General features: G+C 65.6%; 26 protein-coding genes, 1 tRNA gene and 1 pseudogene. 20 read left to right on the top strand and 8 right to left on the bottom strand.

The window, feature by feature from the left end; all coding sequences use genetic code 11:
- Positions 1-15: 15 nt before the first annotated feature.
- A complete protein-coding gene (locus DFW101_RS16540; protein WP_009182665.1) occupies positions 16-411 on the top strand; it encodes a hypothetical protein in 396 nt (131 codons plus the stop codon).
- Positions 412-417: 6 nt separating this feature from the next.
- On the top strand, positions 418-1,563 hold the full coding sequence (locus DFW101_RS16545; RefSeq protein WP_009182666.1) for an oxidoreductase: 1,146 nt from the start codon (positions 418-420) through the stop codon (positions 1,561-1,563).
- Between the two features lie 433 nt (positions 1,564-1,996).
- On the opposite strand, the gene DFW101_RS16550 is transcribed toward DFW101_RS16545, so the two are convergent.
- The 6 genes from DFW101_RS16550 to DFW101_RS16570 form a co-directional block, all read right to left on the bottom strand.
- Complete coding sequence (locus DFW101_RS16550) at positions 1,997-2,503, bottom strand: hypothetical protein (RefSeq protein WP_009182667.1); 507 nt, start codon at positions 2,501-2,503, stop codon at positions 1,997-1,999.
- 2 nt (positions 2,504-2,505) lie between these two features.
- Entirely contained in the window at positions 2,506-2,943 is a 438-nt protein-coding gene (locus DFW101_RS16555; protein WP_009182668.1) for a hypothetical protein, read from the bottom strand.
- A 329-nt stretch (positions 2,944-3,272) separates the two neighbouring features.
- Positions 3,273-4,472, bottom strand: a complete 1,200-nt coding sequence (locus DFW101_RS16560) for an iron-containing alcohol dehydrogenase (protein ID WP_009182669.1) — start codon at positions 4,470-4,472, stop codon at positions 3,273-3,275.
- Between the two features lie 263 nt (positions 4,473-4,735).
- Positions 4,736-5,470 (bottom strand): hypothetical protein, encoded by a 735-nt coding sequence (locus DFW101_RS19625; protein WP_009182670.1) that lies wholly within the window; start codon positions 5,468-5,470, stop codon positions 4,736-4,738.
- Positions 5,471-5,530: 60 nt separating this feature from the next.
- A complete protein-coding gene (locus DFW101_RS16565) occupies positions 5,531-6,748 on the bottom strand; it encodes a bifunctional nucleoside/nucleotide kinase/histidine phosphatase family protein (RefSeq protein WP_009182671.1) in 1,218 nt (405 codons plus the stop codon).
- Positions 6,748-8,730 (bottom strand): peptidase U32 family protein, encoded by a 1,983-nt coding sequence (locus DFW101_RS16570; RefSeq protein WP_009182672.1) that lies wholly within the window; start codon positions 8,728-8,730, stop codon positions 6,748-6,750. Before DFW101_RS16570 ends, DFW101_RS16565 begins: the two co-directional genes overlap by 1 nt.
- A 242-nt stretch (positions 8,731-8,972) precedes the next feature.
- Here DFW101_RS16570 and DFW101_RS16575 point away from each other — a divergent pair, with 242 nt between their 5' ends.
- From DFW101_RS16575 to DFW101_RS16625, 10 genes are all read left to right on the top strand, one after another.
- Positions 8,973-10,157, top strand: coding sequence for a pyridoxal phosphate-dependent aminotransferase (locus DFW101_RS16575; protein WP_009182673.1), 1,185 nt, complete (start codon positions 8,973-8,975; stop codon positions 10,155-10,157).
- Between the two features lie 253 nt (positions 10,158-10,410).
- Positions 10,411-10,707 carry an RNA recognition motif domain-containing protein gene (locus tag DFW101_RS16580; RefSeq protein WP_009109300.1) on the top strand — a complete coding sequence of 99 codons (297 nt, stop codon included), beginning with the start codon at positions 10,411-10,413 and terminating at the stop codon, positions 10,705-10,707.
- Between the two features lie 159 nt (positions 10,708-10,866).
- Positions 10,867-12,357 (top strand): signal recognition particle protein, encoded by a 1,491-nt coding sequence (gene ffh / locus DFW101_RS16585; RefSeq protein WP_009182674.1) that lies wholly within the window; start codon positions 10,867-10,869, stop codon positions 12,355-12,357.
- 60 nt (positions 12,358-12,417) lie between these two features.
- Positions 12,418-12,657, top strand: coding sequence for a 30S ribosomal protein S16 (rpsP, locus tag DFW101_RS16590; protein ID WP_009182675.1), 240 nt, complete (start codon positions 12,418-12,420; stop codon positions 12,655-12,657).
- A 150-nt stretch (positions 12,658-12,807) separates the two neighbouring features.
- Complete coding sequence (locus DFW101_RS16595; protein WP_006922264.1) at positions 12,808-13,041, top strand: KH domain-containing protein; 234 nt, start codon at positions 12,808-12,810, stop codon at positions 13,039-13,041.
- A 44-nt stretch (positions 13,042-13,085) separates the two neighbouring features.
- A complete protein-coding gene (gene rimM / locus DFW101_RS16600; RefSeq protein WP_009182676.1) occupies positions 13,086-13,679 on the top strand; it encodes a ribosome maturation factor RimM in 594 nt (197 codons plus the stop codon).
- Between the two features lie 390 nt (positions 13,680-14,069).
- Positions 14,070-15,347: a tRNA (guanosine(37)-N1)-methyltransferase TrmD gene (gene trmD, locus DFW101_RS16610; protein WP_009182677.1), complete on the top strand. Its 1,278-nt coding sequence runs from the start codon at positions 14,070-14,072 to the stop codon at positions 15,345-15,347.
- A 78-nt stretch (positions 15,348-15,425) separates the two neighbouring features.
- Positions 15,426-15,779, top strand: coding sequence for a 50S ribosomal protein L19 (gene rplS, locus DFW101_RS16615; RefSeq protein WP_009182678.1), 354 nt, complete (start codon positions 15,426-15,428; stop codon positions 15,777-15,779).
- Between the two features lie 99 nt (positions 15,780-15,878).
- Entirely contained in the window at positions 15,879-16,514 is a 636-nt protein-coding gene (locus DFW101_RS16620) for a ribonuclease HII (RefSeq protein WP_009182679.1), read from the top strand.
- A gap of 130 nt (positions 16,515-16,644) precedes the next feature.
- Positions 16,645-17,049, top strand: coding sequence for a YraN family protein (locus tag DFW101_RS16625; protein WP_009182680.1), 405 nt, complete (start codon positions 16,645-16,647; stop codon positions 17,047-17,049).
- A gap of 32 nt (positions 17,050-17,081) precedes the next feature.
- Here the strand turns inward: DFW101_RS16625 and DFW101_RS16630 are convergent, their stop codons facing one another.
- Positions 17,082-17,516, bottom strand: a complete 435-nt coding sequence (locus DFW101_RS16630) for a hypothetical protein (RefSeq protein ID WP_009182681.1) — start codon at positions 17,514-17,516, stop codon at positions 17,082-17,084.
- 146 nt (positions 17,517-17,662) lie between these two features.
- On the opposite strand from DFW101_RS16630, the gene DFW101_RS16635 reads away from it, so the two are divergent.
- The 7 genes and pseudogenes from DFW101_RS16635 to DFW101_RS20055 all read left to right on the top strand — a co-directional run bounded on the left by DFW101_RS16635 (position 17,663) and on the right by DFW101_RS20055 (position 22,937).
- A tRNA-Phe gene (locus DFW101_RS16635) sits at positions 17,663-17,738 on the top strand.
- 373 nt (positions 17,739-18,111) lie between these two features.
- A complete protein-coding gene (locus DFW101_RS16640; protein ID WP_009109279.1) occupies positions 18,112-18,408 on the top strand; it encodes an RNA recognition motif domain-containing protein in 297 nt (98 codons plus the stop codon).
- 388 nt (positions 18,409-18,796) lie between these two features.
- The gene (locus DFW101_RS16645; RefSeq protein ID WP_009182682.1) at positions 18,797-19,039 is read left to right on the top strand and encodes a hypothetical protein; all 243 of its coding nucleotides are present in this window, start codon (positions 18,797-18,799) and stop codon (positions 19,037-19,039) included.
- A 455-nt stretch (positions 19,040-19,494) separates the two neighbouring features.
- Positions 19,495-20,121 (top strand): calcium-binding protein, encoded by a 627-nt coding sequence (locus DFW101_RS16650; RefSeq protein WP_009182683.1) that lies wholly within the window; start codon positions 19,495-19,497, stop codon positions 20,119-20,121.
- Positions 20,122-20,556: 435 nt separating this feature from the next.
- Positions 20,557-21,648, top strand: a complete 1,092-nt coding sequence (locus DFW101_RS16655; RefSeq protein WP_157137662.1) for a S8 family peptidase — start codon at positions 20,557-20,559, stop codon at positions 21,646-21,648.
- A gap of 30 nt (positions 21,649-21,678) precedes the next feature.
- Positions 21,679-21,852: pseudogene (locus DFW101_RS20210) on the top strand (hypothetical protein); the annotation flags it as partial.
- A gap of 71 nt (positions 21,853-21,923) precedes the next feature.
- The gene (locus tag DFW101_RS20055; protein ID WP_083838522.1) at positions 21,924-22,937 is read left to right on the top strand and encodes an autotransporter outer membrane beta-barrel domain-containing protein; all 1,014 of its coding nucleotides are present in this window, start codon (positions 21,924-21,926) and stop codon (positions 22,935-22,937) included.
- A gap of 67 nt (positions 22,938-23,004) precedes the next feature.
- Here the strand turns inward: DFW101_RS20055 and DFW101_RS16670 are convergent, their stop codons facing one another.
- The gene (locus DFW101_RS16670) at positions 23,005-23,529 is read right to left on the bottom strand and encodes a YchJ family protein (protein WP_009182684.1); all 525 of its coding nucleotides are present in this window, start codon (positions 23,527-23,529) and stop codon (positions 23,005-23,007) included.
- Between the two features lie 252 nt (positions 23,530-23,781).
- Here DFW101_RS16670 and DFW101_RS16675 point away from each other — a divergent pair, with 252 nt between their 5' ends.
- Positions 23,782-24,396: a hypothetical protein gene (locus DFW101_RS16675; protein ID WP_009182685.1), complete on the top strand. Its 615-nt coding sequence runs from the start codon at positions 23,782-23,784 to the stop codon at positions 24,394-24,396.
- The last annotated feature ends 1 nt before the right edge of the window (position 24,397 follow it).

Consider the following 24,397-nt stretch of genomic DNA (forward strand, 5'->3'; position numbering starts at 1 on the left):
AAGAAGGGAGGAACGATGGAAAAACGCAAAGTCCCCAAGGCGGCCTTCGATATCGTGGCCACGGCTGCCCGGCACATCCGGGAACTGGAGGCCAAGGCCCTTGGCGCCCTGCACGAGGCCGGCGACACGGCCGCCCACCGGGAGGGCCTCACCCGCAAGTGCCTGCTCCTCGAAGCCCTGCCCGAGGAAGCGGCCGGGGCCTTGAAGGACGCCTCGGGCGCTTCAGGCCCGGTGGACGCGGCGGACGTGGCCGCCTTTGCGGCGGGCCTCGAAAGTTTCGCCCACCGGGCCGGCCAGGCCCTGTCCCTGGAGAGCGTTTTCTTCATGGGCGCGTTGCTCTATCCCGAGGACTACCAGGAAGGCCAACCAAACGACCTGGAGCGGTTCCTGGACCGTTTCGAGGCGGCCTGATTTTCCATGCGCGTTTTCGAGCCCATCACCATAAACGGCATGCGGGTGAAAAACCGTTTTGTCCGTTCCGCCACGGCCGAGGGCCTGGCCGCCCCGGACGGTTCGGCCACCGACCGGCTGGAGGCGGCCATGAAGCGCCTGGCCATGGGCGAGGTGGGGCTTGTCATCTCCGGCCACGCCTACGTGGAGAAACGCGGCCAGGCCGGCCCCTGGCAGCTCGGCGTCCACACCCCGGACATGGAGCCGGGCATCGCCCGGCTGGCCCGGGCCGTCCACGCCTATGGCGGGCGGTTCGTGGTGCAGCTGGCCCACGCCGGTTGCCGGGCCGCGACCGAACATTCCGGCGAGCCGGCGGTGGGGCCGTCCGCCCTGGCCGGTTCCGAGGACCCGAAGGCCCCCTTGTGCCGGCCCATGGAGGCCGAGGACCTGGCCCGGCTGGAAGCCGCCTTTGGCACGGCCGCGGCCCTGTGCCGGGAGGCCGGGGCCGACGGCGTGCAGATCCACGCGGCCCACGGCTATGGCCTGAGCCAATTCCTCTCCCCGCGCACCAACCGCCGCCTGGGGGCCTACGGCGGGTCCCTGGCCAACCGGGCCCGGCTTCTGCTCGAAGTCATCTGGGCCATCCGGGGCCGGGTCGGCCCGGACTACCCGGTGCTGGTCAAGCTCAACAGCGACGATTTCATCGAGGGCGGCCTCTCGGCCGAGGAGAGCCGGCAGGTCGTCCACTGGCTGGCCGGGGCCGGAGCGGACGCGGTGGAGCTGTCCGGCGGCACCTTCGACTCCGGCAGGCTGTCGCCGATCCGGCCCGGCCGGATCGCCCTTCCGGACGGCGAGGCCTATTACCGCGAGGCGGCCCGGGCCGTGAAGGCCGAGGGCCTGCCTATCCCCGTCCTCCTGGTCGGCGGCATCCGGAGCCTTCCGACGGCCGAGGATCTGGTCGCCTCGGGCGCGGCCGACATGGTGGCCCTGTCCCGGCCGCTTATCCGCGAGCCGGGGCTTGTGGCCCGGTGGAAGGGCGGGCAGGACGCGCCATCGGCCTGCGTGAGCGACAACCTGTGTTTCGTGCCCCTGCGCCGGGGCGAGGGCGTGTCCTGTCTGACGGAGCTGCGGGAAAAAAAGCGCGCCGGCCAGGCCCAGGAAGCCAGGATTTAGCAGGGAGGAAGCCTCCGGCGGCCAAAGGGCTTGGCCCTTTGGAAACCCCTAAAAGGTGGCCGCGGCACTCCCGGGAAGGAGCACCCCGGAGATTTGCAAGCACGGGCTCCACTTTTGCCTAACAGGCGGACGCGGCACTCCCGGGAAGGAGAACGGGCCTTGGCATGCTGTATTTTGTGATCAAGGCCGTTTTGGCCGTCTGCTTCCTGGTTTTCGTCATCCGAAAGCTGAAGATCTGATCCGTGGCCGCCCTGCTGTCGGAAATGACGGCGGGGGTTACGCGGAAGAACCTGCCGGCGGTCTGCCGGTTTCTTTTTTTAAGCCCCCGCCGTGTCAAACCTTCCGCCCTGTGGGTTCCGGCCGGAGGCCCGGGCGCGTTCCCCCTGGCCGGATTCGCAGCCGGCGCCGGCCCGGCTGCGCTCGGAGGCGCGGCCTATTCCAGCTTGTTCTGAATAAAGGCGATGGTCTTTTCCGGCAGGGCCTTTGGGGCCCCGCCGCTGCCGAGGTCGGAGAGATCCTCGGTGATGGTCAGCATGAGGCTCGTGAACCGGGTCTGCTTTTGCAGCCGTTCCCGGGCGTCGGGGCTGTGCCAGGCCTCTTTGAGCAGCTCGGCCGCGTGGTGGTGGATCATGAGGGCCAGGGGCTTTGGCATGGTGCCGTAGTATTCGAGCATGTTGGCCTTCATCTCGTCGATGCTGGCCAGAAATTCCCCGAACTGCTCGGTCTGCCGCTCCTCTTCCATTCGGGTGCGGCGGCACTCCTCCTTGAACCGGATGTCCATGAGTTCCAGGCGCTGCCTGAGTTCGGCCTCGGCCACCTGCTTTTCTTCCTTGAGCCGGTCGAGGTCGGCCTGGTTGGCCTTTTGCCAGTCCGCGGATTCGCTTTTGACGGTATGGATCAGCTTGGAAATGAATTTCCCGATGTTTTCCGGAATCGACATGCTTACCTCACCTGCTCGAAAAAGAGTTCCATGACCGGGGAAAGCTGCTTTTCCCGAGTGCCCGCGAAAAAGGTGTGCAGGGCATAGAGTCGGTCAAAGTCGATGGTCGTGACCGCCTTTTCAATGAAGACCGACGTCCGCTGGTGGAGATAGGGCGTCATGTCCGGCTTTTTTTCCTCGAGTTGGGTCCGCACCAGCTCGGCCAGCTCGCGGATGTTTTTGCGCTGGTGGCGCACGGCCAGCTTCTTGCGCCGGGCCTGGCCCCGGGCCGCGATGTCGTCCCGGATGCGCCGGTGTTTTTGCAGCTTGCGCTCCAGCCGGGTCTTTTTGCGGGAGAAAAAGAGGAAGCCGAGAAAGCCGAGCAGCAAGGCCGGGGCATACAGGGCGACCACGGAAAAAGAGAAAAAGACCAGGGACGTTTCTGCGGGATGTGGAGCCATGGGCGTCAGGCGGCCGGCGGCGTGTCCGGCCCGGGACAGAAGGTTGGCCGCACCGGCCGGCGGCCCGGGGAGGGGGCGAGGGGGCGGAAGAAGCGGTGCGGGCGCGCGGCGGCGGCAAAAAAACGGGGATGCATCATGCGCTTGGTGCCGCCGGAGGAAAGGGAAAGGCCGCAGGGGCCGTGTCCCTGTTTCCGTCGGTCATGTCCTGGCTGCTAGTGAAAAGGTCGGGATTCGTCAAGCCGGGGGGAATTTTTGACAAAAAGCTCAAACACGGCGGGGTGGGGCCGCCCCCGCCTCCGGAGCGGGAGTGGGGCGGGGGCGGCCGGAGCCTACAGGGAGTTGCGGAAGATGCGCTCCACCACGGCCTCGTCCACGGGAATGGGGGCCAGGGGGAAGAGCATCTTGGACAGGGAGGAGGCCATGGACGTCTTGACCAGGGCCGGGATGTCGGCCTCGGTGTAGTAGCCGGCCATGGTGGTCGGCTGGCCGACCCCGTGGCACCAGCAGCGCAGCTTCTCCACCACGAAATCCGTCTCGCGCGGCTCGCCGACCAGGCCCGGGATGATCGGCGCGAAAAGATCCGCCACCACCTCGGGCACGGCCGGGTAGATTTCCTTGACCATGGCCGGCATGAGGATGCCCAGCCCGTCGCCGTGGGTGACGCCGGCATTGAGCGTGCTCATGGCATGCTCCATGGCGTGGGTGATGTGGAGCAGGCCGAGGTCGAAGCTGATGCCGGCGATGGCCGAGGCGTACAGGAGCCAGTAGCGGGCGGTCAGGTTGCCGGGCTCGACGATGGCGGTCGGCAGGTAGGTGGCCACCAGCCGGATGGCGTCGCGGGCCAGGCCTATGGAGTAGGGCGTGGTGGTGATGGTGGTCGCGGCCTCCAGCGCGTGGTTGACCGCGTCGATGGAGGTGGAAATGGTCTGCTTGCGGGGCATGGTGGCGGTCAGGGCCGGATCTTCGATGGTGTAGGTGGCGTAGATGTGGGGCGAATTGATGGCCGGCTTGTCCTCGCCGTCGGACTGGGCCACGGCGAAGGCGTCGCACTCCGAGCCCGTGCCGTGGGAGGTGTTTATGAGGACCAGCGGCATGGCGCCGGTGATGGCCGCCCCTTTCTCGTAGAAATCCACGGACTTCTGTCCCGGGTGCTTCATGAGGACCGCCGCCGTCTTGGCTGTGTCCATGGCGCTGCCGCCGCCGATGGCCAGGATGGCCTTGGCGCCGAAGGACTGGCCCATGGCCGCGGCTTCCTCGCAGTTGGCATAGGTGGGGTTGGGGCGCACCTTGTCGTAGTGCTCGAAGGCGACGTGTTTTTTGAGCGCCGGTTCCACGGTGCTCCAGGCGCCGCTGGCCTGGTAGGCGATGGCGTCGGTGACCACCAGGAACCGGTCCGTTCCCGCAGCGGCCATGCCGGCCAGGATGTCGTCGATCTTTTTCACGGCGCCGACGCCGAAATAGGTGGTCGGCCGGGTCGGTTGGAGCACAAAGACCTTGTGGATGTCGATCTTCTTTTCCCACTGGGCCATGACGTCCCTCCTTGTGTAGCCTTGTTACACAGCCAGAGCGCGGCCGAGCCCCTGCGACGCTCGCCGAAGCGGGCCGCGTTGTCCTCCTTCATCGTTATGGTGCAAACAATAGGTTTGGGAAACGATAGCATCCCGCGCCTGGAACGCAAGGGACATATTGCCACACTATGCGTGCAACAGGCTGTTTGCAGAGGGAAAGAGTCGGGAATGCGCGGGGAGCTAATTGTCGCGGGGGCTGTGCGAAGAGTTTAAGAAGTATTGTGTTATTTAGATTGCTTTTGCTCGCGAAGAAATTCGATATCGACAGCTTTAAAAACTTTATATAGGGAGGATATCACATTGCGAAGATTTTTAATTTTTTCGTTGGAATCTTTTGCTACAATAAGATTGTCGATGGATTCGTGATACCAAAATAGTGCAAGGTGTATATTAAAATGTTCATAGTCTCCCGCAAACTTTTCTGAGAATTTTTTATCCAGCGGATTAGTTTTTAGCCCTTCAATTATTCTATCAATGTCGTAAATGTCATGCTTGGAAGTGAATATCTCGTTGAAATTCTCTTCTAAATATAAGCACATATCTAGGTTTAGTCCGAGTGTAGGTTTTTTCTGATACTTATTCTCAAGCCTGCATTGTGATAAGAAAAAGACGGTAGAAAGGGGGGTAAGGGTTGAAACTATGTGTTGATGGACTAGAAAATAAATTTTGACTTTATCGTTTCTTTCTTTTCGTTTTAATTCAATAAAACCGAGGCCAAACAAAAAGACGATTACATCAAAACATGTGCTTATTAGGCTAGAAATAATATTAGATATTTTGTCATTAGACGATGCAAATAATAGTATGCTTAGAAATAATATGGACAATAATAATAGAACTATTGCTCGGCTGTATAATTTTTCTGGATTGACAAAGGAGAAACGATTGAGAGTTTGTGAAAAAAAACGTTCAAAAAAATGATCTATGCTCTGGAGAGTTTTTTGAAGTAATTTTCCCATGTTTTATCAATTGCGAACTAGATTAAAAAAGAAAGATAATTACAAAAGAGCTTTGAGTTGCTAATATTTCCTTAATTCGAAGAGCTTTTTGCTCTGGGTCGAGACGATGTGGAAGTACTTGTCCTGGGGGATGAAGATGTAGGGCACGTCCTCGGCCCGGCGGAAGAGGAAGTCCGAGAGGATCATGCGGTTGACCGCCTGGTGGCCGATAATCATGATGTATTCGGAATTGCCGCTCAGATAGATGGCTTTCTTGACCCCCCGGTAGACCCGGCCGGCCATGGTGGCGTAGCCCTCGCCGCCGGGATAGACGAAGTTGTACTTGTTGCGCGACCGGGCCGCGAACAGTTCCGGCCGGGTCCGCTCGATATCCGCGTAGGACAGGCCCTCGCACTCGCCGACGTTTATCTCGTCGAACTCCGAAAAGGCGTGGTGGATGGTCTGGCCCCGACGCGTTTCCAGGAGCGGCTCGGCCATCTCCAGGGTGCGCCGCAGCGTGCTCGTGAAGATGTAGGGGAGCGGGGTGCCGATGAAACGCCGGGACAGGGCCCAGGCCTGGTTGCGTCCCTTGTCCGTCAGGCCCGAATCCCCGCCGATCCGGTCGCGCACGTTGTAGACGCTTTCGGCGTGGCGCACGAGAAAGAGGTTTTTGATCCAGTCCGACATGAGCAGGTCGCGGACCCGGCCGTAATAGGGCAACTCCGCCGAGACCCGCTCGGCCAGGATGCGGTTGTTGAGGGTGTCCAGGCGCACCAGGTCGCGGACCTCGTCCGGGGGCTCGTAGATGTGGCGGTAGTAGCCGATGCGGGTGACGAAGCTTTCCTTGGCCTCGGCCTCGGTCAGGTGGGCGAATTCCGGCAGCTTGGCCTTGCGGGCCACGGACAGGGCGAGGAGCTCCGGGTCGTCGTTTATGCACTCGACAAAGAGGAGCGGGTGGTTCGGCAGGTGCCGGCGCAACGTCTCCCGCCGCTTGCGGGAGACGTTGGTGGCGTCGAGGATGGCGACCTGCCCTTCGGCCGAGAGAAAGGCCTTGGCCTCGGCGAAGTTGACGGCCGCGATCCGCTCCCGGAGCCCGACGGCCTGGCTGTTGTCCGGGTCGTAGAAGCCGGAATGGGACGTGTTGCCCGGGACCATGCGGCGGCGCACGTCGCCGTTGTTGAAGATGCCGACCCGGATGTCGTCTTTTTCCAGGTTTTCCTTGATCTTGGCCGCGATGGTGGACTTGCCCATGGCCGGCAGCCCCACCATGGCGATGTAGAGCTTGGCCGGCCGCGCCATTACAGCAACCCGACTTCCCAGTTGAAGTGGCTGGTGCGGTCCTTTCGGGCCACGTCCCGGGGCAGGGGCTCGCGCATGTCGGCGAAGACCACGTACCCGGCTTTCACCAGCTCGTCCCGGTGCTTGTAGAGGTCCACTTCCCAGTTGGCGTAGAGCCAGTAGGTCCGGTCGTACTTGACGGCCCACAGGCCCTCTTCCTTGGGGCTGATGACGGGCAGGCAGGTCTTGACCTCGCCGGAGAGGACCCGGGACAGCCCGAGGGGCCAGGCGCCCTTGTGCACGAGCCCAAGGGGCAGGGGCGACAGGGCCGGCAGGGAGAGGAGGTCCTCGCCCGAAAGCTCCGGCGAAACGAAGGATCCGGCAAAGCCGAGCCGGGCCAGCTCGCCGAGGGCCACCTGGTTGGCGATGTTGCAAAAGGGGCCGGCCCAGAAATCCACACCCTTGGCCGCCTTGGGGAAAAGGCTCGTCTGCCACGGCGCCCCGAGCACGAACCGCTTGCCGCCGCGCGACACGATGGCCGCGATGAGGCTTACGAACTCGCTCTCCTCGTCCGGCCAGATGACCGGCGGCAGCCACCACCACACCGAGGCCGCCCGGCCAAGGGGCAGGTTGTGGGCCCGCTTGGTCGAGACCCAGACCCCGAACGGCCCCTTCTCCTTGCGCATGTCCGGATGGCGCCAGACGCTGTAGAAAAGCGGTTCGATGGCCCGGGCGGGCTTGCGGGGTTTGGGCAGCTTGGCCGTGAATTCCACGGGCTTTGCCTCGCGTTCGGGAATCTTGGCCGCCTCGGCTTCGAGGGGCCGCAGCTTTTCCATGAGCGCCGGCTCGCGCCGGTCGATCAAAAAGACCGGGGCCCCGGATTCCGGGCGCGGGGCGTCGGTGAAGGTCAGGGTCAGCCGGCCGCTCTTGGGCACGGACCGGGTCACCTTGACCACCCGGTGGCCGGGCTCGTCCTCGGAGCCGATGCGCAGGAGATCCCCCGGCAAAAGGGCCACCCGGGCCGACAGGTTCCACTGGCCGCTTTTGATGCCGCGGGTGATCTTGCCGGCCGGCAGGCCCGAACCCGTGCGCTCCTTGGTGTCCACCGGATTTTTGGGGCGCTGGGGCAGGAAGTTGTAGTTGGTGACGGCCCGGCCAAGGGCCTGCTCCAGGTAGCTGGTGGCCATCTTCTTGGCCGAGGCGTCGTCCGGGGCGTCGCGCAAGAGCTTGTAGGCGGCCACGGTGTGGTAGACGTAGTGGGGGCCTTTCTTTCTGCCCTCGATCTTCCAGGCCGTGATCTGCGGGATGGTGAGCAAGGCCTTGGTCAGGACATCGAGGCTCAGGTCCTGGCAGGAGAAATACCGGCCCTTCTGGCCCCGGTGCTCGTAGACCCGGCGGCAGGGCTGGACGCACCGGCCGCGAAGGCCGGATTTGCCGCCAAGGAAACTGCTCCAGTAGCAGCGGCCCGACACGTTGTAGCAGAGGGCCCCGTGGACAAAGGCCTCGAGAGACAGGCCTTCCGGCGCGGCCTCGGCCATCTCGCGCATCTCGTCGATGGACAGTTCGCGCGGCAGGACCACCCGGGAAACGGACAGGGACGGCATCATGGAAAGGCCGGTCGGGCTCGACACGTTGGCCAGGGTCGAGAGGTGCAGCTCGCCCTTGAACCCGGCCTGCCGGGCGATGGCGGCCACGCCGAGGTCCTGGACGATGAGCGCGTCCGGACCCACGTCCTCGGCCAGGCGCAGGACCAGCCGGCCGGCCTTGTCGGCCTCGTCGGGCTTTAAAAGCGTGTTGATGGCGACATAGGTGCGCACGTTCCTGGCCCGGGCCACGGCGGCCAGGGCGGCCAGCTCCGAAATGGAGAAGTTGCGGGCCAGCATGCGGGCGGAAAAATGTTTGAGCCCGGCGTAGACGGCGTCCGCGCCGGCGGCCACGGCCGCCATAAAGGAATAAGGGTCGCCCGCGGGGGCTAAAATCTCAGGCTTTTTCGCCTCGGTCATAGGGATTCTCTTTTGAAGGGATTGTCGGGCGAATCGCCGCGAGGCAGTAGGATAGGACAGAACGCCCCGGGAGGGAACCTTTTTTCCGTTCCTTTTCCGACAAGCCTTATCGGGAAACGGCTTCCCCGGCCGCCGGCCCGCCAAGGCCGGCCCATTGTGCGGCCCCTTTGCCGTCACCGTATTGCAACGCACCCGCTTTGGTGCCAAGGTCGCGGGATACACTTTTGCCTGGAGGGGTGGCCGTGAAGCTGGTGACCGAGCAGATGGAGCAATACTTGTCGGGCGGGGCCTGGATTCGAAAAATCTTCGAGCAGGGGCTCGAACTCAAAAAACGCTACGGCGAAGAGGCCGTGTGCGATTTCTCGCTCGGCAACCCCGACCTGCCGCCCCCGGCCGTGGTCGGCGAGTGTCTGGCCGAGCTGGCCGGCCAGGCCGACCGGCCCTTTGCCTTCGGCTACATGCCCAATCCCGGCTACCCGGCCGTGCGGGCCGCCCTGGCCGAACACCTTTCGGCCGAACAGGGCGTGGCCGTCACCGCCGCCGACCTGCTTCTTACTTGCGGCGCGGCCGGCGGCATCAACGTCTTTTTCCGGGCCGTGCTGACGCCCGGCGACGAGGTCGTCTGCCCCAGCCCCTATTTCGTGGAATACGGCTTTTACGCCGCCAACCATGGGGCCACGCTGGTGCCGGCGCCAACCAGGCCCGATACCTTCGACCTCGACATCGCGGCCCTGGAGGCGGCCATCACCCCCCGGACCCGGGTGGTCATGATCAACTCGCCCAATAACCCCACGGGCCAGGTCTACGGCCGGGAAACGCTCATGGAATTGGCCGCCATGCTGACGCGCCAAAGCGCCGGCCGCGACCGGCCCATTTATCTGTTGGCCGACGAGCCTTACCGGTTTCTGGCCTACGACGGGGTGGCCGTGCCGTCGGTCCTGCCGCTCTATCCGTATTCCCTGGTCATCGGCTCGTTTTCCAAAAACCTGTCCCTGCCGGGCGAGCGGATCGGCTTCGTGGTGGTCTCGCCGGACATGCCCGGCCGGGAGCGGCTGGTGGCCGGCATGGTCTTCGCCAACCGCATCATGGGCTTTGTCAACGCCCCGGCCGTGGGGCAGGCCCTGCTCCTTCGCGCCCTTGGCCACGAGGTCGACCGCACGGTCTACGAGCGGCGGCGGGCGGCCATGGCCCGGGTGCTGACCGAGGCCGGGTACGAGTTTTTCATGCCGCGCGGGGCGTTTTATTTCTTCCCCAAGTCCCCGGACCCGGACGAGGTGGCCTTTGTCGAGCGGCTGGCGGCCGAGCGGGTCCTGGCCGTGCCCGGCCGGGGATTCGGCCTGCCGGGCTACTTCCGGCTGGCCTTTTGCGTGGACGAGGCGGTCATCGACCGGTCCGAACCGGGGTTTGCCCGGGCCATCGCCGGCTGATCCGGCCGGCCCGTTGCGGCGGCGGCGCGGGGAGGGCGGCGGCGCCCCCGCGCCACGCGGCCTTTGGCCCCGTGCCCGTCCTGGCCCGGACCCTGGCCAGCGAAATAGGTGTTGACAAGGTGCCACCCCGGGCTTAATCCTGACGTATTCACAACATTGGCTAAGTCTTTTTAACCGTCTCCGAGGATCTTCGCATCTGCCGAGCTCCCGTCGACCTTGAAGAATTAGCCCCAAACAGTCTGGAGCTCAGCAAATGTCCAAGAAACTCTATGTCGGCAATCTGCCTTTTTCCACCAACGAAGACGAAATCCGCGACATGTTCTCCGCCTACGGCGAAGTGCAGTCCGTCAACCTGATCGTTGACCGCGAGACCGGCCGCCTGCGCGGCTTCGGCTTCGTCGAGATGACCACCGAAGGCGCTGATGCCGCCATGGAAGCCTTGAACGGCAAGGCCTTCGGCGGCCGCGACCTGCGCATCAACGAAGCCCAGGAGCGCCAGCCCCGCCAGGGCATGGGCGGCTCGGGCGCCCCGCGCCGCAACAACTGGTAGTCCCGGGACTGCCGGCGAAATAGACGCCATGGCCCCGTCCGGCAGCGGACGGGGCTTTTTTTTCCGGCTCCGCCGTCCGGGGCCGATCGTCTTCTTGACGCCTGGGCCAGGGGCGGTTAAGAAGTCAAACTTTGCCCTTTACCGAGGTACGCCAGGACCATGTTCGACAGCCTTACCGACAGACTCGACGACGTCTTCCGCAAGATCAGGGGGCATGCCCGACTGACCGAGGAAAACGTCCAGACGGCGCTTCGCGAAGTGCGGCTCGCCCTGCTTGAGGCCGACGTCAACTTCAAGGTCGTCAAGGATTTCGTCGAACGGGTCCGCGAGCGGGCCATGGGCCAGGATGTCTTGAAAAGCCTGACCCCGGGCCAGCAGGTGGTCAAGATCGTCCACGAGGAGATGATCGAGCTCCTCGGCGGCCAGGCCCAGGAACTCGACCTCAAGGCCTCTCCCGCCGTCATCATGGTCGTCGGGCTGCAAGGCTCGGGCAAGACCACCACCTGCGCCAAGCTGGCGCTCAAGCTGCGGCGCGAATTCAAGCGCAAGCCCTACCTCGTGCCGGCCGACGTCTACCGTCCGGCCGCCATCGACCAGCTCCACAAGCTGGCCTCCCAGCTCGACATCCCGGCCTTTCCGTCCACCCCGGACCAGAATCCGGTGGACATCTGCCTGGCCGCCCTGGAAGAGGCCAGGCGCAGCGGACACGACGTGGTGCTCCTCGACACCGCCGGCCGGCTCCACATCGATCAGACCCTCATGGACGAGCTGGCCGCCATCAAGGCCGGGACCAATCCGGGCGAGATCCTGTTCGTGGCCGACGCCATGACCGGCCAGGACGCCGTGACCGTGGCCGCGGCCTTCAACGAGCGCCTGGACGTGTCCGGCATCGTGCTGACCAAGATGGACGGCGACGCCCGGGGCGGCGCGGCCCTGTCCGTCCGGCAGGTCACGGGCAAGGCCATCAAGTTCGTGGGCACGGGCGAAAAAGTCGCCGACCTCGAAGTCTTCCACCCCGACCGGGCCGCCTCGCGCATCCTCGGCATGGGCGACATCCTGACGCTGATCGAAAAAGCCCAGACCGACGTGGACGCCGACGAGGCCGCGGCCATGGAGCGCAAGCTCAGAAAGGCCGAGTTCACCCTGGAGGATTTCCGGACCCAGATGCGCCGGGTGAAAAAGCTCGGCTCCCTGGAAGGGCTCCTGAAGCTCATCCCCGGCATGTCCCAGGTCAGAAAGCAGCTGGGCGAAGTCCAGATGCCGGAGAAGGAGATGGGCCGCGTCGAGGCCATCATCAACTCCATGACCAAGGCCGAGCGGGCGACGCCCAAGCTCATCAACACCAGCCGCCGGGAACGCATCGCCAGGGGATCTGGCACCACGGTCCTCGAAGTCAGCCAACTGCTTAAAAATTTCACGCAGATGCAAAAAATGATGCAGCGCATGATGGGCGGCAAGGGCATGCCGTCCATGCCCAAGATGCCGCCCGGCATGAAGATGCCCGCCGGCATGGGCGGGGGCATGCCCGGGATGCCCGAAGGCGCGCCGGCCATGCCCGTGGATCCCGAGGCCGTCAAGGCCGCCCGGGCCGCGGCCAAGGTGGCGGCCAAGAAGAAGAAAGAACAGCGGAAAAAACGGAAAAAACGCTAGCCTCGGCGAGGCGGCGGACTTCCACAACATCAATCGTCCACCACGAAGGGGGAACACGTTATGGCCATGAAACTGCGACTGACCCGTATGGGCTGCAAAAAGCGTCCGTTTTACCGCATCGTCGCCATGGATTCCAAGACCCGCCGCGACGGCCGCGCCCTGGAGTACCTGGGGTATTACAATCCGATGGTTGACCCGGCGGAAATAAAAGTGGATAGTGCCAAAGTGCGGTCCTGGCTTGAGCGCGGCGCCAAGCCCTCGGATACCGTACGCGCCCTGCTGCAGAAGGCTGGCGTCTAGGCCCACCCGGCAACGCAACCTCTTGAAAGGCGTGGTCCGGGCCAAAAGCCGCGACGCCGCCGCGTTCGCCCCCGGGTACGGCCCGGGGGACTCACGGAAACGGAGGCGGAAGTCCTTCGCTTGCTCTTACGGTTACCTCAGGAGGTGCGTATGTTGAAGGACTTGATTGAGTATGTGGCCAAATCCTTGGTGGATAACCCGGATCAGGTGCACGTGTCGGAGATAGAAGGCGAGCAGACCTCGGTCATCGAACTCAAGGTGGCCAAGGAAGACCTCGGCAAGGTGATCGGCAAACAAGGCCGCACCGCCCGCGCCATGCGCACCATCCTCGGCGCGGCGTCGACCAAGGCCCGCAAACGCTCCGTCCTGGAGATCCTCGAATAACCCGGCCGGCGCGATCGGCCCGCGCCCCGCACCGACAAGGCACCATGGCCGCAGACAAATACATCATTGTGGGAGACGTCGGTCGTCCCCACGGCATCCGAGGGGAGCTTGGCATCAACAGCCATGCCGACTCCCCTTCCTACTTCGCCCGGGGAGCCCTTCTGCGCCTGTCGCCGCCGGCCGACCCCGGGCGCGGCAAGGACTATGTCGTGCGCGCCGCCCGGCCCCACCAGGGCCGCATCCTCGTCACCCTGGACGGCGTTTCGGACCGCAACGCCGCCGAGGCCCTGCGCGGACTGGCCGTGTGCGTTCCTGTCTCGAAACTCGATCCGCCCGATCCGGGCGAAGTCTTTCTCCACGAACTGCTGGGGCTTCGCGTGCGCCTGGCCGGGGCCCAGCCCGCCGACCCCGACCTCGGCGTCCTCGAAGACGTCCGCGATTCCGGCGGAGCCGAACTCTGGATCATCCGCGACGCCAAGGGTCGCGAAATCCTCTTTCCCGCCGCCGACGAACTGGTGCCGGATCTCGACCTCGAGGCCCGCATCGCCGTCATCGACCCGCCACCCGGGCTGCTGGAGCTGTATCAGGTCGATGACGCAGGTGAAGGCGAGGGAAAGGGCAAGGGCGAAAGCGAGTAGTCGGAGCAGGGAAAGGCGAGGATGCCTCCGGCGGCCGGGGGGCGTCGCGCCCCCCGGACCCCCCGAACGGGGCGTGCGGCCGCGCGGTCGTGATGGGACGAGCGGCGGAGCATCGACGTTTGTTGGCGGAAAGGGGCCGGCGACACTGGCTGCAAGGCCAGCCAGCACGCCGGCCCCTTTCCGCCAACAAGGTGCGCCAGCGGCGAAACGCCGTAGGAAGAATTTTTGAAGAAGTCGGAAGTTTGCGGGTGCATCTCGCCGTTCTGACTATTCCTGCCTTGTGGGCGGCGACCGGCCGACTGGCTTTGCAGTCGGCCGGTCGCCGCCCACAGCCAGGGAGGGTCCGGGAGGGGGTTACCCCCTCCCGGCCGCCGGAGGCATCTTTCCATCGTGCAGTTCACCATCGTCAGTCTCTTCCCGGAATTTTTCGATTCCTTCCTTTCCTGCGGGCTGATGGCCAAGGCGGTGGAGGCTGGCGTGGTGGCCGTGGACCGGGTGAACCCCCGCGATTTCGCCCTGGACCGGCACCATACCGTGGACGACCGGCCGTATGGCGGCGGCCCGGGCATGGTGATGGGCCTGCCGACGATGGCGGCGGCGTTGCGGTCCCTGCCGCGTCCGGGAAAGCTCTTGATGCTGTCGCCGGCCGGGAAACCGCTGACCCAGCAGATGGCCGGGGAGCTGGCCGGGGAAGAGGCACTGACGCTTTTGTGCGGCCGGTACGAGGGCATCGACGCCCGGATTTTCGATCTCTTTGACATCACGCCGGTGTCGGTGGGGGATTTCGTCCTGTCCGGGGGGGAATCGGCCGCCGCCTGCCTGATGGAGGCCGTGGCCCGGCTGGTGCCGGGATTCATGGGCAAGGACGCCTCGGCCGACGAGGAGAGCTTTTCCTCCGGGCTTCTGGAGTATCCGCACTACACCCGACCGGAAGTGTTCGAGGGCCTGCCCGTGCCGCCGGAGCTCCTGTCCGGCCACCACGCGGCCATTGCCGACTGGCGGAGAAGGCGGTCGCTTGAGACGACGCTTGGCCTGCGGCCCGATCTTTTCGACCAGACCGCCATCGGCGTGGCGGACGCCGATTTTTTGCGGAGCCGGCCCCGGACGCGGTCAGGGCGCAACATGCACCTGGGCCTGGTGCACGGTCCGGTGGTGCTCAAGGACGGGAAAGTCGGCACGGTCTCTTTGACAAATCTCGACGTCCACGATATAGCGCGCGTTTCCCGTACCTACGGTCTGGGCGGGTTCGAAGTGGTGTCCCCGCTCAGGGACCAGCTGACCCTGGCCGGGCGCATCGTGGACCACTGGCGCACGGGTCCGGGCTCCCGGGCCAATCCGGACCGGGGCGAGGCCCTGTCCCTGGTGCGGCTGCACGAGGGGCTGGACGCGGCCCTGGCGGCGGTTGCCGCCGACCACGGCCGGGAGGCGGCGCTTGTCGCCACCAGCGCCAAGGGTCCGGCCACGCTGTCGTTCGCGGCAGCCCGGGAAATGATCCGTGCGCGTCCGGTGCTGGTGGTGCTTGGCACCGGACATGGGTTGGCCGAGGAAGTGCTGGCCCGGGCCGAAGGGGTCTTGCCGCCGCTGCGGCCGTTTTCGGACTATAATCATCTGTCGGTGCGGGCCGCGGCCGGCATCCTTACCGACAGGCTGCTTGGCGACGCCTCCTGAGGCGCGGCCGGCAACCACAACGACATTCCAAGGCCGGGACGGCGTGCGCGCCGGCGGCTTTACCGAGGAGAAAGCGTCATGAACGTGATCAACCAGATCGAGCGGGAACAGTTGCGCATGGATATCCCGGCGTTTCGCCCGGGCGACACCGTGAAAGTGCACCTGCGTATTCTTGAGGGTGAAAAAGAGCGCATCCAGGTTTTCCAGGGTGCCGTGCTGCGCCTGCGCAAGGGCTCCGTGGATTCCACCTTCACCGTGCGCAAGGTGTCCGACGGCATCGGTGTCGAGCGTATTTTTCCCATGCACTCCCCGTTTATCGAGCGGGTGGAAGTGGTTTCCCAGGGCAAGGTGCGTCGCAGCCGCCTGTACTACCTGCGCGCCCTTCGCGGCAAGGCCGCCCGCATCAAGACGAAGACCAGCTGGGAATCCTAGGCCTCGGCGTTTCGCCGTGGACCGCTCCGGGCTCCCGTTTTTGGCCGTTGCCTGTCCAGTGCCGATCTTTCGGCCGGACAGGCGCGGCTTTTTGCGCCTATGCGTCTGACCTCCGCCACCTGCGGCCCCCTCGTGGTCGGCATCGACGAGGCCGGCCGGGGCTGCCTGGCCGGGCCGGTGGTGGCCGCGGCCGTGGTCCTGCCCGAGGCCTGCCAGCTGCCGGGCCTGACCGATTCCAAAAAGCTTTCCGCGACCAAGCGGGACCGCCTGGCGCCGGCCATCAAAGTCCAGGCCGTTGCCTGGGGCCTGGGCGTGGCCTGGCCGGCCGAGGTCGACCGCATAAACATCCTGCAGGCCACCTTCGCGGCCATGGCCCGGGCCGTGCGGGCCATGCGCGCCGCACCGACGGTGCTGCGCATCGACGGCGACAAGCGGATTCCCGCCGCCTACCTGAATTTTCTGGACGAGGCCCCGGTGCAGGAAGCCATCATCGGCGGCGACCTGACCGTGCCCGCCATTTCCGCCGCCTCCATCCTGGCCAAGACCAGCCGCGACCGGATGATGACGGTCTTTGCCCGCCAATTCCCCGGCTACGGCTTCGAGGGCCACAAGGGCTACGGCGTGGCCGCCCATCTGGCCGCCCTGCGCCAACTTGGCCCGTGCCGCATCCACCGCCTGACCTTCCGGGGCGTCCTGCCCGAAACGTCCCGCCAGCTCGGCCTGCCCGGCCTCTGATCGCCATGTTTGTTCCCGCATCCCACACGCCGACGCTTCCCCTTCCAGGGGGTCCGGGGGGGATGATCCCCCCCGGCGGAGAGGTCCAGGAGAGGCAGAGCCTCTCCTGGCCGCCGGAGGCATCCCTCCCATGACTTCCCCCCACCTTCTCCTGGGCCGCGAAGGCGAGGCCGTGGCCGAGGCGTTGCTCGTCGGCGCGGGGTTCCGGGTCGAGGTCCGCAATTACCGGACGCGGGGCGGGGAGGTGGATCTCATTTGCCTGGACGGCGACACGGTGGTCTTCGTGGAGGTCAAGGCCCGGGGGCCGGGGAGCCTCCTTGATCGGCCGGAGGAGGCCGTGACCCCGGCCAAGCGGGGGCGGATCGCACGGGCGGCTGCGGCCTTTTTGTCCGAGCGGGCCTGGTGGGACCGGCCCTGCCGGTTTGACGTGGTGGCCGTGTCGGTCCATGGCGGACGCCGCACGGCCACCCATCTGCCCGATGCCTTCGGCCTGGAGGACGCCTCGGGAATCGGACGGTTCTACCAGCCGGGGTAGGGTGCCCGGGGCAGGCCGGGCCCCGGCATCGGCTAATCGTCGTCGTCGACCTCGGTGCACGGGCCGTCCTCGGTCAGGGAGAAGGCGGCGGCGGCCTCGAAGATCCGGGCTTCCACGTAGCTGACCGCGTCGTCGTCATCGGAATCGAGGTCGAAGCAGTAGCCGTCCTTGGACAGGAGGCCTTCCGGGATCAGGTCGCCGCGTTCCTCGGGGTCGGTGATGGTGTCGGCGTAGAAGCAGACGGACAGGAATTTTTCGCCGTCAAAGGTGGCCACGTCGACCATGGTGATGACCGGCCGGCCGCGCGGCGGTTCGGCCCGCAGGCTGTAGCTGGCCGGCGGCCGGGGCACGAAGGTGACGGTTGCCTCGCCGAGGCCTTCGAGCACGGATTTGAGGCGTAGGAAGGCCTTTTTGACGCCCTTCGGATCGTCGGTCCAGGCATCGAGGAAAGTATCGAGTTCGGTCATTTCGGATCTCCTAAAGGTAGAAAAGGACGAGCAGGTAGAAGGATAGCCCGATTAGTGAGAAAACAAAATCGCTTCTGGGCATGGTTTCTCCAAAAAAAAGGGTTGCCAAGGTATGGGCCTTGGGATAAATACCGTCTCTCGCCGCCGCCGAGGTAGCTCAGTCGGTAGAGCAGGGGACTGAAAATCCCCGTGTCGGCAGTTCGATTCTGTCCCTCGGCACCATAGAAATCAAAGGCCTTCAGTTGCAAGACTGGGGGCCTTTTTTCTTGTGGTTCATTTCCATGCCGCCCCGGGGCCGCCATCGGGAGCCCGGGATAGGGGGGCTTCGTGGCCCGAAAAGATACACGTTCACCCTGGCCTCAAAGATCCGGGAAGCAGGACTGGAACTGGCCCTCCTGGCGCCGAGAAGGCCACTGCAAAAAAAATCAGAATTTATTTTGTACTTTTTGCTGGGGTCCACCTTTACATTCGGCGGGCCATGCGTATAAATAACGAATGAGCCTTTTCAACGAGCATACTTTTTTGGATCTTGGGCCTTCCGTTGCGCAGTTCCAAGTCATGCGAAAAGCAATGCCAAAAACTGGAGCAAAAGCCCTTGTCTAAGAAACTTTACGTCGGGAACCTTTCCTTCAATTCCACTGAGGATGACATCCGTACCCAGTTCGCCACCTTCGGCGAAGTCATCAGCGTCAACCTCATCACCGACAGGGAAACCGGCCGTCTTCGCGGCTTCGGTTTCGTCGAGATGGACGAGGAAGGCGCCCGGGCTGCCATCCAGGGCATGGACGGCAAGGATTTCGGCGGCCGCAATCTGAAAGTCAACGAAGCCGAAGATAAGCCCCGCTCCGGCGGCGGTGGTGGCGGCGGTGGCCGCGGCAATCGCAGCTGGTAGGCCAAAAGCCTCCGCAAGCATTCCGACCACAAAGGGCCAGGATAAATTCCTGGCCCTTTGTTTATGGAATTTCCCCCTCGCCACAAGGGGGAAATTCGAATGGCCTCGCACCGTGGGCCGCCCGCAAGTGCGGGCCGGTCCGTAGCGTTCCCGCCGGTCACTCCCGCAAGCGGCACACGATCGACGCAACCCCCGTTCAGCCGCATTCCCAGCCGACCTCCCGGAGGCCGCAGCGCGGCGCCACGGGCCTCGTTGGCAGGTCCGGTGACAACCGCCGCCTGCCCTGCTACCAACCCGCCATGGGACGGTCATCGCCGTCACCCTTGCCGTGGGCGCCAGAGCCCTGGCTGGTGCGCTTCACGACGAAGAAAAGGGAAAGGACTTCTCCATGAGGATCGATGACACAAAGCGGCTGTCCGTGGCGGCCAAAATGGCCGACGCCAAAGAATTGTGCCTCGCCCGCCTGCGCGCGGTGCCACGGGAAAAGCGGGATTCCGTGGCCGACGCGATCATGGCCCTGGCCGAACCGGAATGGTGGGAGCGACGACAAAAGGGGGCGGACGTTTTTTTGCTTATCCTGGAATCGCGCAAAAGCGAGGCGCTTAAAATCATCGAAGCGGCGACACGGTAGGATCGTCGGGCGAGGCTCGGACAGGCGGCCGTCGAACGGGCGCTGTCGTGCCTGCCGCCAGACGGGCATCGTGGCGGACTTTCTTTCGGCCCGCCCGGAACGCCTGTCTTGAGCGGGGGGCAGGACCCCGGAGAAATTTTCGGCTGGCCCCGTAACGCGCCGTGGCGGCCGGGCGACTGAGCTGGCGGCGTTCCATGGAAACCGTGACCTGCCTGGAGCCGGTCACGCAGGGATGGGGGAAAGGCGTCCGGCGTCCGCAACCGCCAGGAGCCGGCATCCCCCCGCAGGGCGGCGAAGTGCCCGGGGTTCTTGAAGCCTGCCCATTGCAGCATTGCAAATGGAAGCGCCTCTTGGCGGATGGAAAGGCGTGTACGCGTTCGTATCCACGTCGTTTTCCGCAGAGGGCCCAACGGAGAGCCGGGCGTGTCTGCGTTTTAGCTCGTAAGGAGGAGAAAATGCTGACGTTTGTTGATCTGACCGATTCCGATGTTGTCTCCGATGCCGCCGAGGGCACGGGTCTTGTCGGTGGCCCCATCGAGGACGCCAACGGCAACAGCTACTTCATCGGCCAACCCCTGTCCTCGAGCGAGGCTGCGGTCATTTCCGTCATGAATCTGCTGGCCTCCCAGAATGCGGTCATCCGGGCTTCCGTTGCTTCGCCCTGGGAGCTGGTGGGCGGCGATGCCAATGACGTGCTGTCCGGCGGCTTGACCTGCAACATCGTGTATGGGGAAGGCGGGAACGACAGTCTCGGCGGCGTGTTCGGCAGCAACATCCTGGATGGCGGCACGGACAACGACACGCTCTATGCCGGCACCACGCCGGGGATTTATATCGGCGGCGACGGCACGGATACGATCCTCCTGCCGTCGAGCAGTGGCGCTGTGAATCTGTGCGCCACCAGCATCGTTTACACGGATCCGACGACCAGCACGACCTCCGTGCTGACCGGCTACGCCGCCGTGGACACCTTCACCGGAGCCAACTACGGCTTTATCGACAGCTCGGTGGAGAACGTCACGTTTGTCGCTTCGGGCACCACGGTCAGCCTTTCGACCCTGGCTTCGACCAACTCCATCTAGACCGATTGCAGACTGCGGCGACAGGCGCGCCCGGGGCCGGTTCTTTCACGAGAGATGCAAGGGCCGGCCCTTTTGTTGCCAGGGCCGCCAACCGGCCCGGCGCGGCCCGGACCCGGCAGGCCGGGACGATTCCACCAACCGCCCAGGCCGGCGGAGGAAGCTTGCCATCCTGTTGGCCCGGCTTTTCCCTCCGCTCTGGGCGTGCTCCACACTTGCCAGTGTGAGACTGGGTCGTTACAATACTTCCCATATCCGTTCCGCAAAATCGATAAGGCGTGAGGACTGCCTATGCCTGTCCGACTGCGCAACGCTTCCCCGTGGTCCTGGCCGTTTTCCGCCCTGACGCTTTTCCTGTCTCCGGGTTGCGTCCCGGGCTTCGGCTTTTGGCTGGAGCGTCGGTTGCGTCGGCCAGGGGTCGGGCGGCCGGCCCGCTGCATGGCGTGGGTCGTCCTGGCCACGCTGCTGGCCATGCAGGCGCCGGCCGCTGCCGAGAGCCAGGTTTCCCCCAATCCGCTCCAATACGGGCCCGGGCTCATCGGCGCGCCGGCCGTCTGGGCCGCCGGCTCTACCGGGGCGGGCGTCACCATCGCCATGGTCGACACCGGCCTTGACATCACGCACCCGGCCTTTGCCGGCAAGGTCGATTCCCGCAGCTACAACTTCGCCTTGGCCTCCGAGGACGAAGTCTATGTCCCGACGAACATCACGAACATGGTCCCGCACGGCACCCACACCGCCGGTGTCGCCCTGGCCTCGGGCAGCAGCGACGCGCCGGGCATCGCCTACGACGCCCGTATCGTCGTCCTGCGCGGTGTCGACTGGTGCAACGCGCCCGGCCTGGACGATTCGGTGGCGGCTTCCATCGGGTATTTCGCCTCCCTCGACAACGTCAGGGTGCTCAGTTCGAGCTATGCGCTCCAACTCAATGAGACCGGGCTCAGCGTCTGGCCCGCCTACTCCATCAATCCGGTCCAGGCCCAGGCCGCCCTCGAGGCCGTGGCCAACGGCAAGATCATTGTGGCCGCCGTGGGCAACGACCGCCACGAAGTCTTGAGCCCGGTGGCCGGCCGCAATCCCCGGGGCATCGCGCTTTTTCCCTTCATCCAGCCGGCCAACGCCCAGGCCGGGGTCTACGACGACGGCGGGGCCAACTACGACTTCTCCGCCCTGCAGCGCCAAAGCGGGCTCATTATCGCCGTGACGGCCGTGGGCGCCGACAAGACCATCGCCACCTACGCCAACTCCCTGGGCGTCACTGCCAGCTGGGGCCTGAGTGCCCCGGGCGGGAATCCGGCCATGGCCGGGGGCAACGATCCGGCCACAACGCCCGGGATTTATTCCACCTTCCCTGTCGCCGACGGCAGTTACGGCTTCAACGTGGGCACTTCCGAGGCCGCGCCCGCCGTGTCCGGCTCCATTGCCCTGCTCGAACAGGCCTTCCCGGGCTACGACGCCCAGGATCTGGCCCACGTCCTTTTCGCCACGGCCGAAAACATCGGCGGACAGCCGGCCGTCAACGGGATCTAGGGCTACGGCCTGGTCCGGCCCGACCGGGCCGTGGCCGGGCCCGCCTCCCTGGCCGCCGGGAGGGCGGTCGATGTCCGGGATCCGCAGACGGTCTATTGGAGCCGGCCGCTGGTCACGGACGGCGGCTTCACCAAGACCGGGGACGGAACCCTGACCGTGGCCGGCCGCACCACCGCCACCGGCGACGTCCTGGTGCGGGAAGGGGCCCTGGCCGTGGACGGCACCCTGACGCTCGGCACCCGCCTGGACGTGGCCCCAGGCGCCACCCTGGCCGGATTCGGCACGATACGCGGCGACACGACGGTAAACGGCGTCCTTGGCGCCGGCCAGCTGCCCAATTACGCGGATCTCATCGCCAACAACGGCGGCACGTTGCCGGCCGGCATCCCGCTCGTCGGCACCTCGCCCGGCACCCTGACCTTCGACGGCGACGTGGCCCTTTCGGCCACGGCCACCACCCGCGTGGACCTGGACGGCGCCTTGCAGGTCCCGGGCGGGCCCGGGACCTACGACCGGCTCGTCGTCGATGGCACCGGCCACGTGTTCGTGGCCGGCGGCGTCCTGACGCCCGTCCTGCGCGACATCCCAGGCGGCAACAACACGATTTCGCCGCCGGCGGCGCGGTCGGCTACACGCGAAGCGGGGTCGAGAGTTCCACGGTCAAGGCCACGGCCGACACCTACGCGGCCGCGCTCTACGCGACCTGGACGCCGGGCCGGCTGGTCTTCGACGGCCGGCTGGCCGCCGGCCCTTCCAACACGGCCACGTCCCGCTCCTTCCTTTTTTCGGACCAACCCGCCTCGGTCTCGGGCCGGTCCCAGGGCTGGGGCCTGCTCGCGGCCGGCGATGCCGGCTACCGCTTCGACCTGCCCGGCGCCACGGTGACCCCCTCTGGCGGCCTGACCGTCCAGAACTTCCAGCGCCAGGCCTTTGCCGAAACCACGGGCCTCGGGCTCGGGTTCCCGGACGAGCGGTTTTCCAGGCTGCGAAGCGAAGTGGGCCTCCGGGCCGAGAGCCTTTTCACCGTCTGGGGCACCACCATCCAGCCCCGGCTGAAGCTCTCGTGGACCCACGATTTCGGGGACCGGGGCCTTACGACCAAGGCGGCGCTCCTGGGCCAGGGCTTCACCCTTACCGCCGCCGATCCCGGGCGGGACGCGGCCGTGGCCTCCCTGGACGTGGAGGCCTGGCGGGCGGGCAACGTGGCCTTTTTTGCCTCGTATACGGGCGAATTCCGCCGGAACGCCTCCGCCCACCAGGGCACCGTGGGCCTGCGCCTCAGCTGGTGATCCCGGCCGGCCACCGCCTTTGCCGGAAAAGTTCCGGGCAAAGGCGGCGGGGCGGCCCGCCCCGGCTTCAGGCGCAGCAGTGCTTGTATTTCCGGCCGGAGCCGCAGGGGCAGGGGGCGTTGCGCCCGACCTTGGGCGTGGTCGCGGCTTTCGGCGTGGTGGCCTCCGGCCCGGCCTCGCCGTCTTGTTCCCCCGCCTCGCCGGGTCGGCCGTCGACGTAGAACCACTGGCCGCCTTTTTTCCGGAACCGGCTGATCTCGTGGATCGCGTCCGCGGTCCCGGCCTTCACGAACGCAGCCGTGAATTCCACCACGCCCGTGTCGTCCCCGGGCCCGCCGTCCCGGGTCGCCCGGATAGCGAGGCCGGTCCAGGCGACGTCGGCGTTCCAGGCCAGGGTGGCTTGCGGGTTGAACGTGTCGCGCTTTCGCGGCAGGAGCGTGGCCTGCAGGTAGCCGACGTCGCTTCGGGCATAGGCCGTGTACCGGGAGCGCATGAGGGCCTCGGCCGTGGGCGCGGGTTTTTCCCGCGAGAGAAACGGGCCGCAGCACCGGGCGAAGGGTTCGCCGGAACCGCAGGGGCAGGGGTCGGTCATGGAGTTTCCTTTTTGTCGGCAGGGATGTGGCCGGGCCCGGGTCGGCGCGGCGGGCGGCATGATTTCACAGGCCCCTTGGCCGGTCAACGGCCGCCGCCGGGGGGAGCGTGGCGGAAACGGCCCTGGGTTGGGAAACTGTTTCGCAGGCATGACATCCCGTCCATCTGTATCGGGCCGTCTTGCCATCCCCACGGGGGGCTGGTATTTTGACAAGTATGTACCGGACCTCCTGGCGTCCGGTGGGAGGCGTCCATGCAGCGCGGGCTGGCGGCTTGTCTGGTGTCGGCGGCGTTTTTTCTCCTCCTGGCCGTTCCCGGGGCCCTGGCCCAGAGCGCCAAGGCCGCGGCGTTGCGGCAGTCCATGGGCCTTTCGCCCATAACCCCGCCCCAGGCTTTTCTGGACGGCTATTTCATCGCCGACGAGTCCCAGCCGGCCTTTCTCTATGGCCCGGTGGGCCTTTTCGCCCGCTCCCGGACCTGTCCCGTCGCCTGGCTGATCGAAGACGCGGAAAAGGAGCGGATGTCCCGCCGCGATCCGAAAAATCCGGTCTTCGAGTACACGCTCTTCCTCGAGCAGGACTGCCCTGACGCGGTCACGCACTTCGTCTTCCTCGACCAGAGCGCCATGAATCCGAAACAGTGGATCGAGTGGCGGCGGCAGTTTCACAAGAACAAGGCCGAACCCGAATACGCCGACACGGTCAAGCGGCTGGAGACGGCCATCGCGGGCGGCTTTCCGGTCACAGGCGAACTGCGCTTCATGCTTGTAAACGGCGAACTCAGTCCCGGCTCGCTCGAAAAGCTCCTGCCCTCGGGCCTTTCCTGTCCGCCGCGCTACGACTGCGCCCAAGGGGTGCCGGTCAACTGAA

It is taken from the genome of Solidesulfovibrio carbinoliphilus subsp. oakridgensis (assembly GCF_000177215.2).
Classification (GTDB): Bacteria; Desulfobacterota; Desulfovibrionia; order Desulfovibrionales; family Desulfovibrionaceae; genus Solidesulfovibrio; species Solidesulfovibrio carbinoliphilus.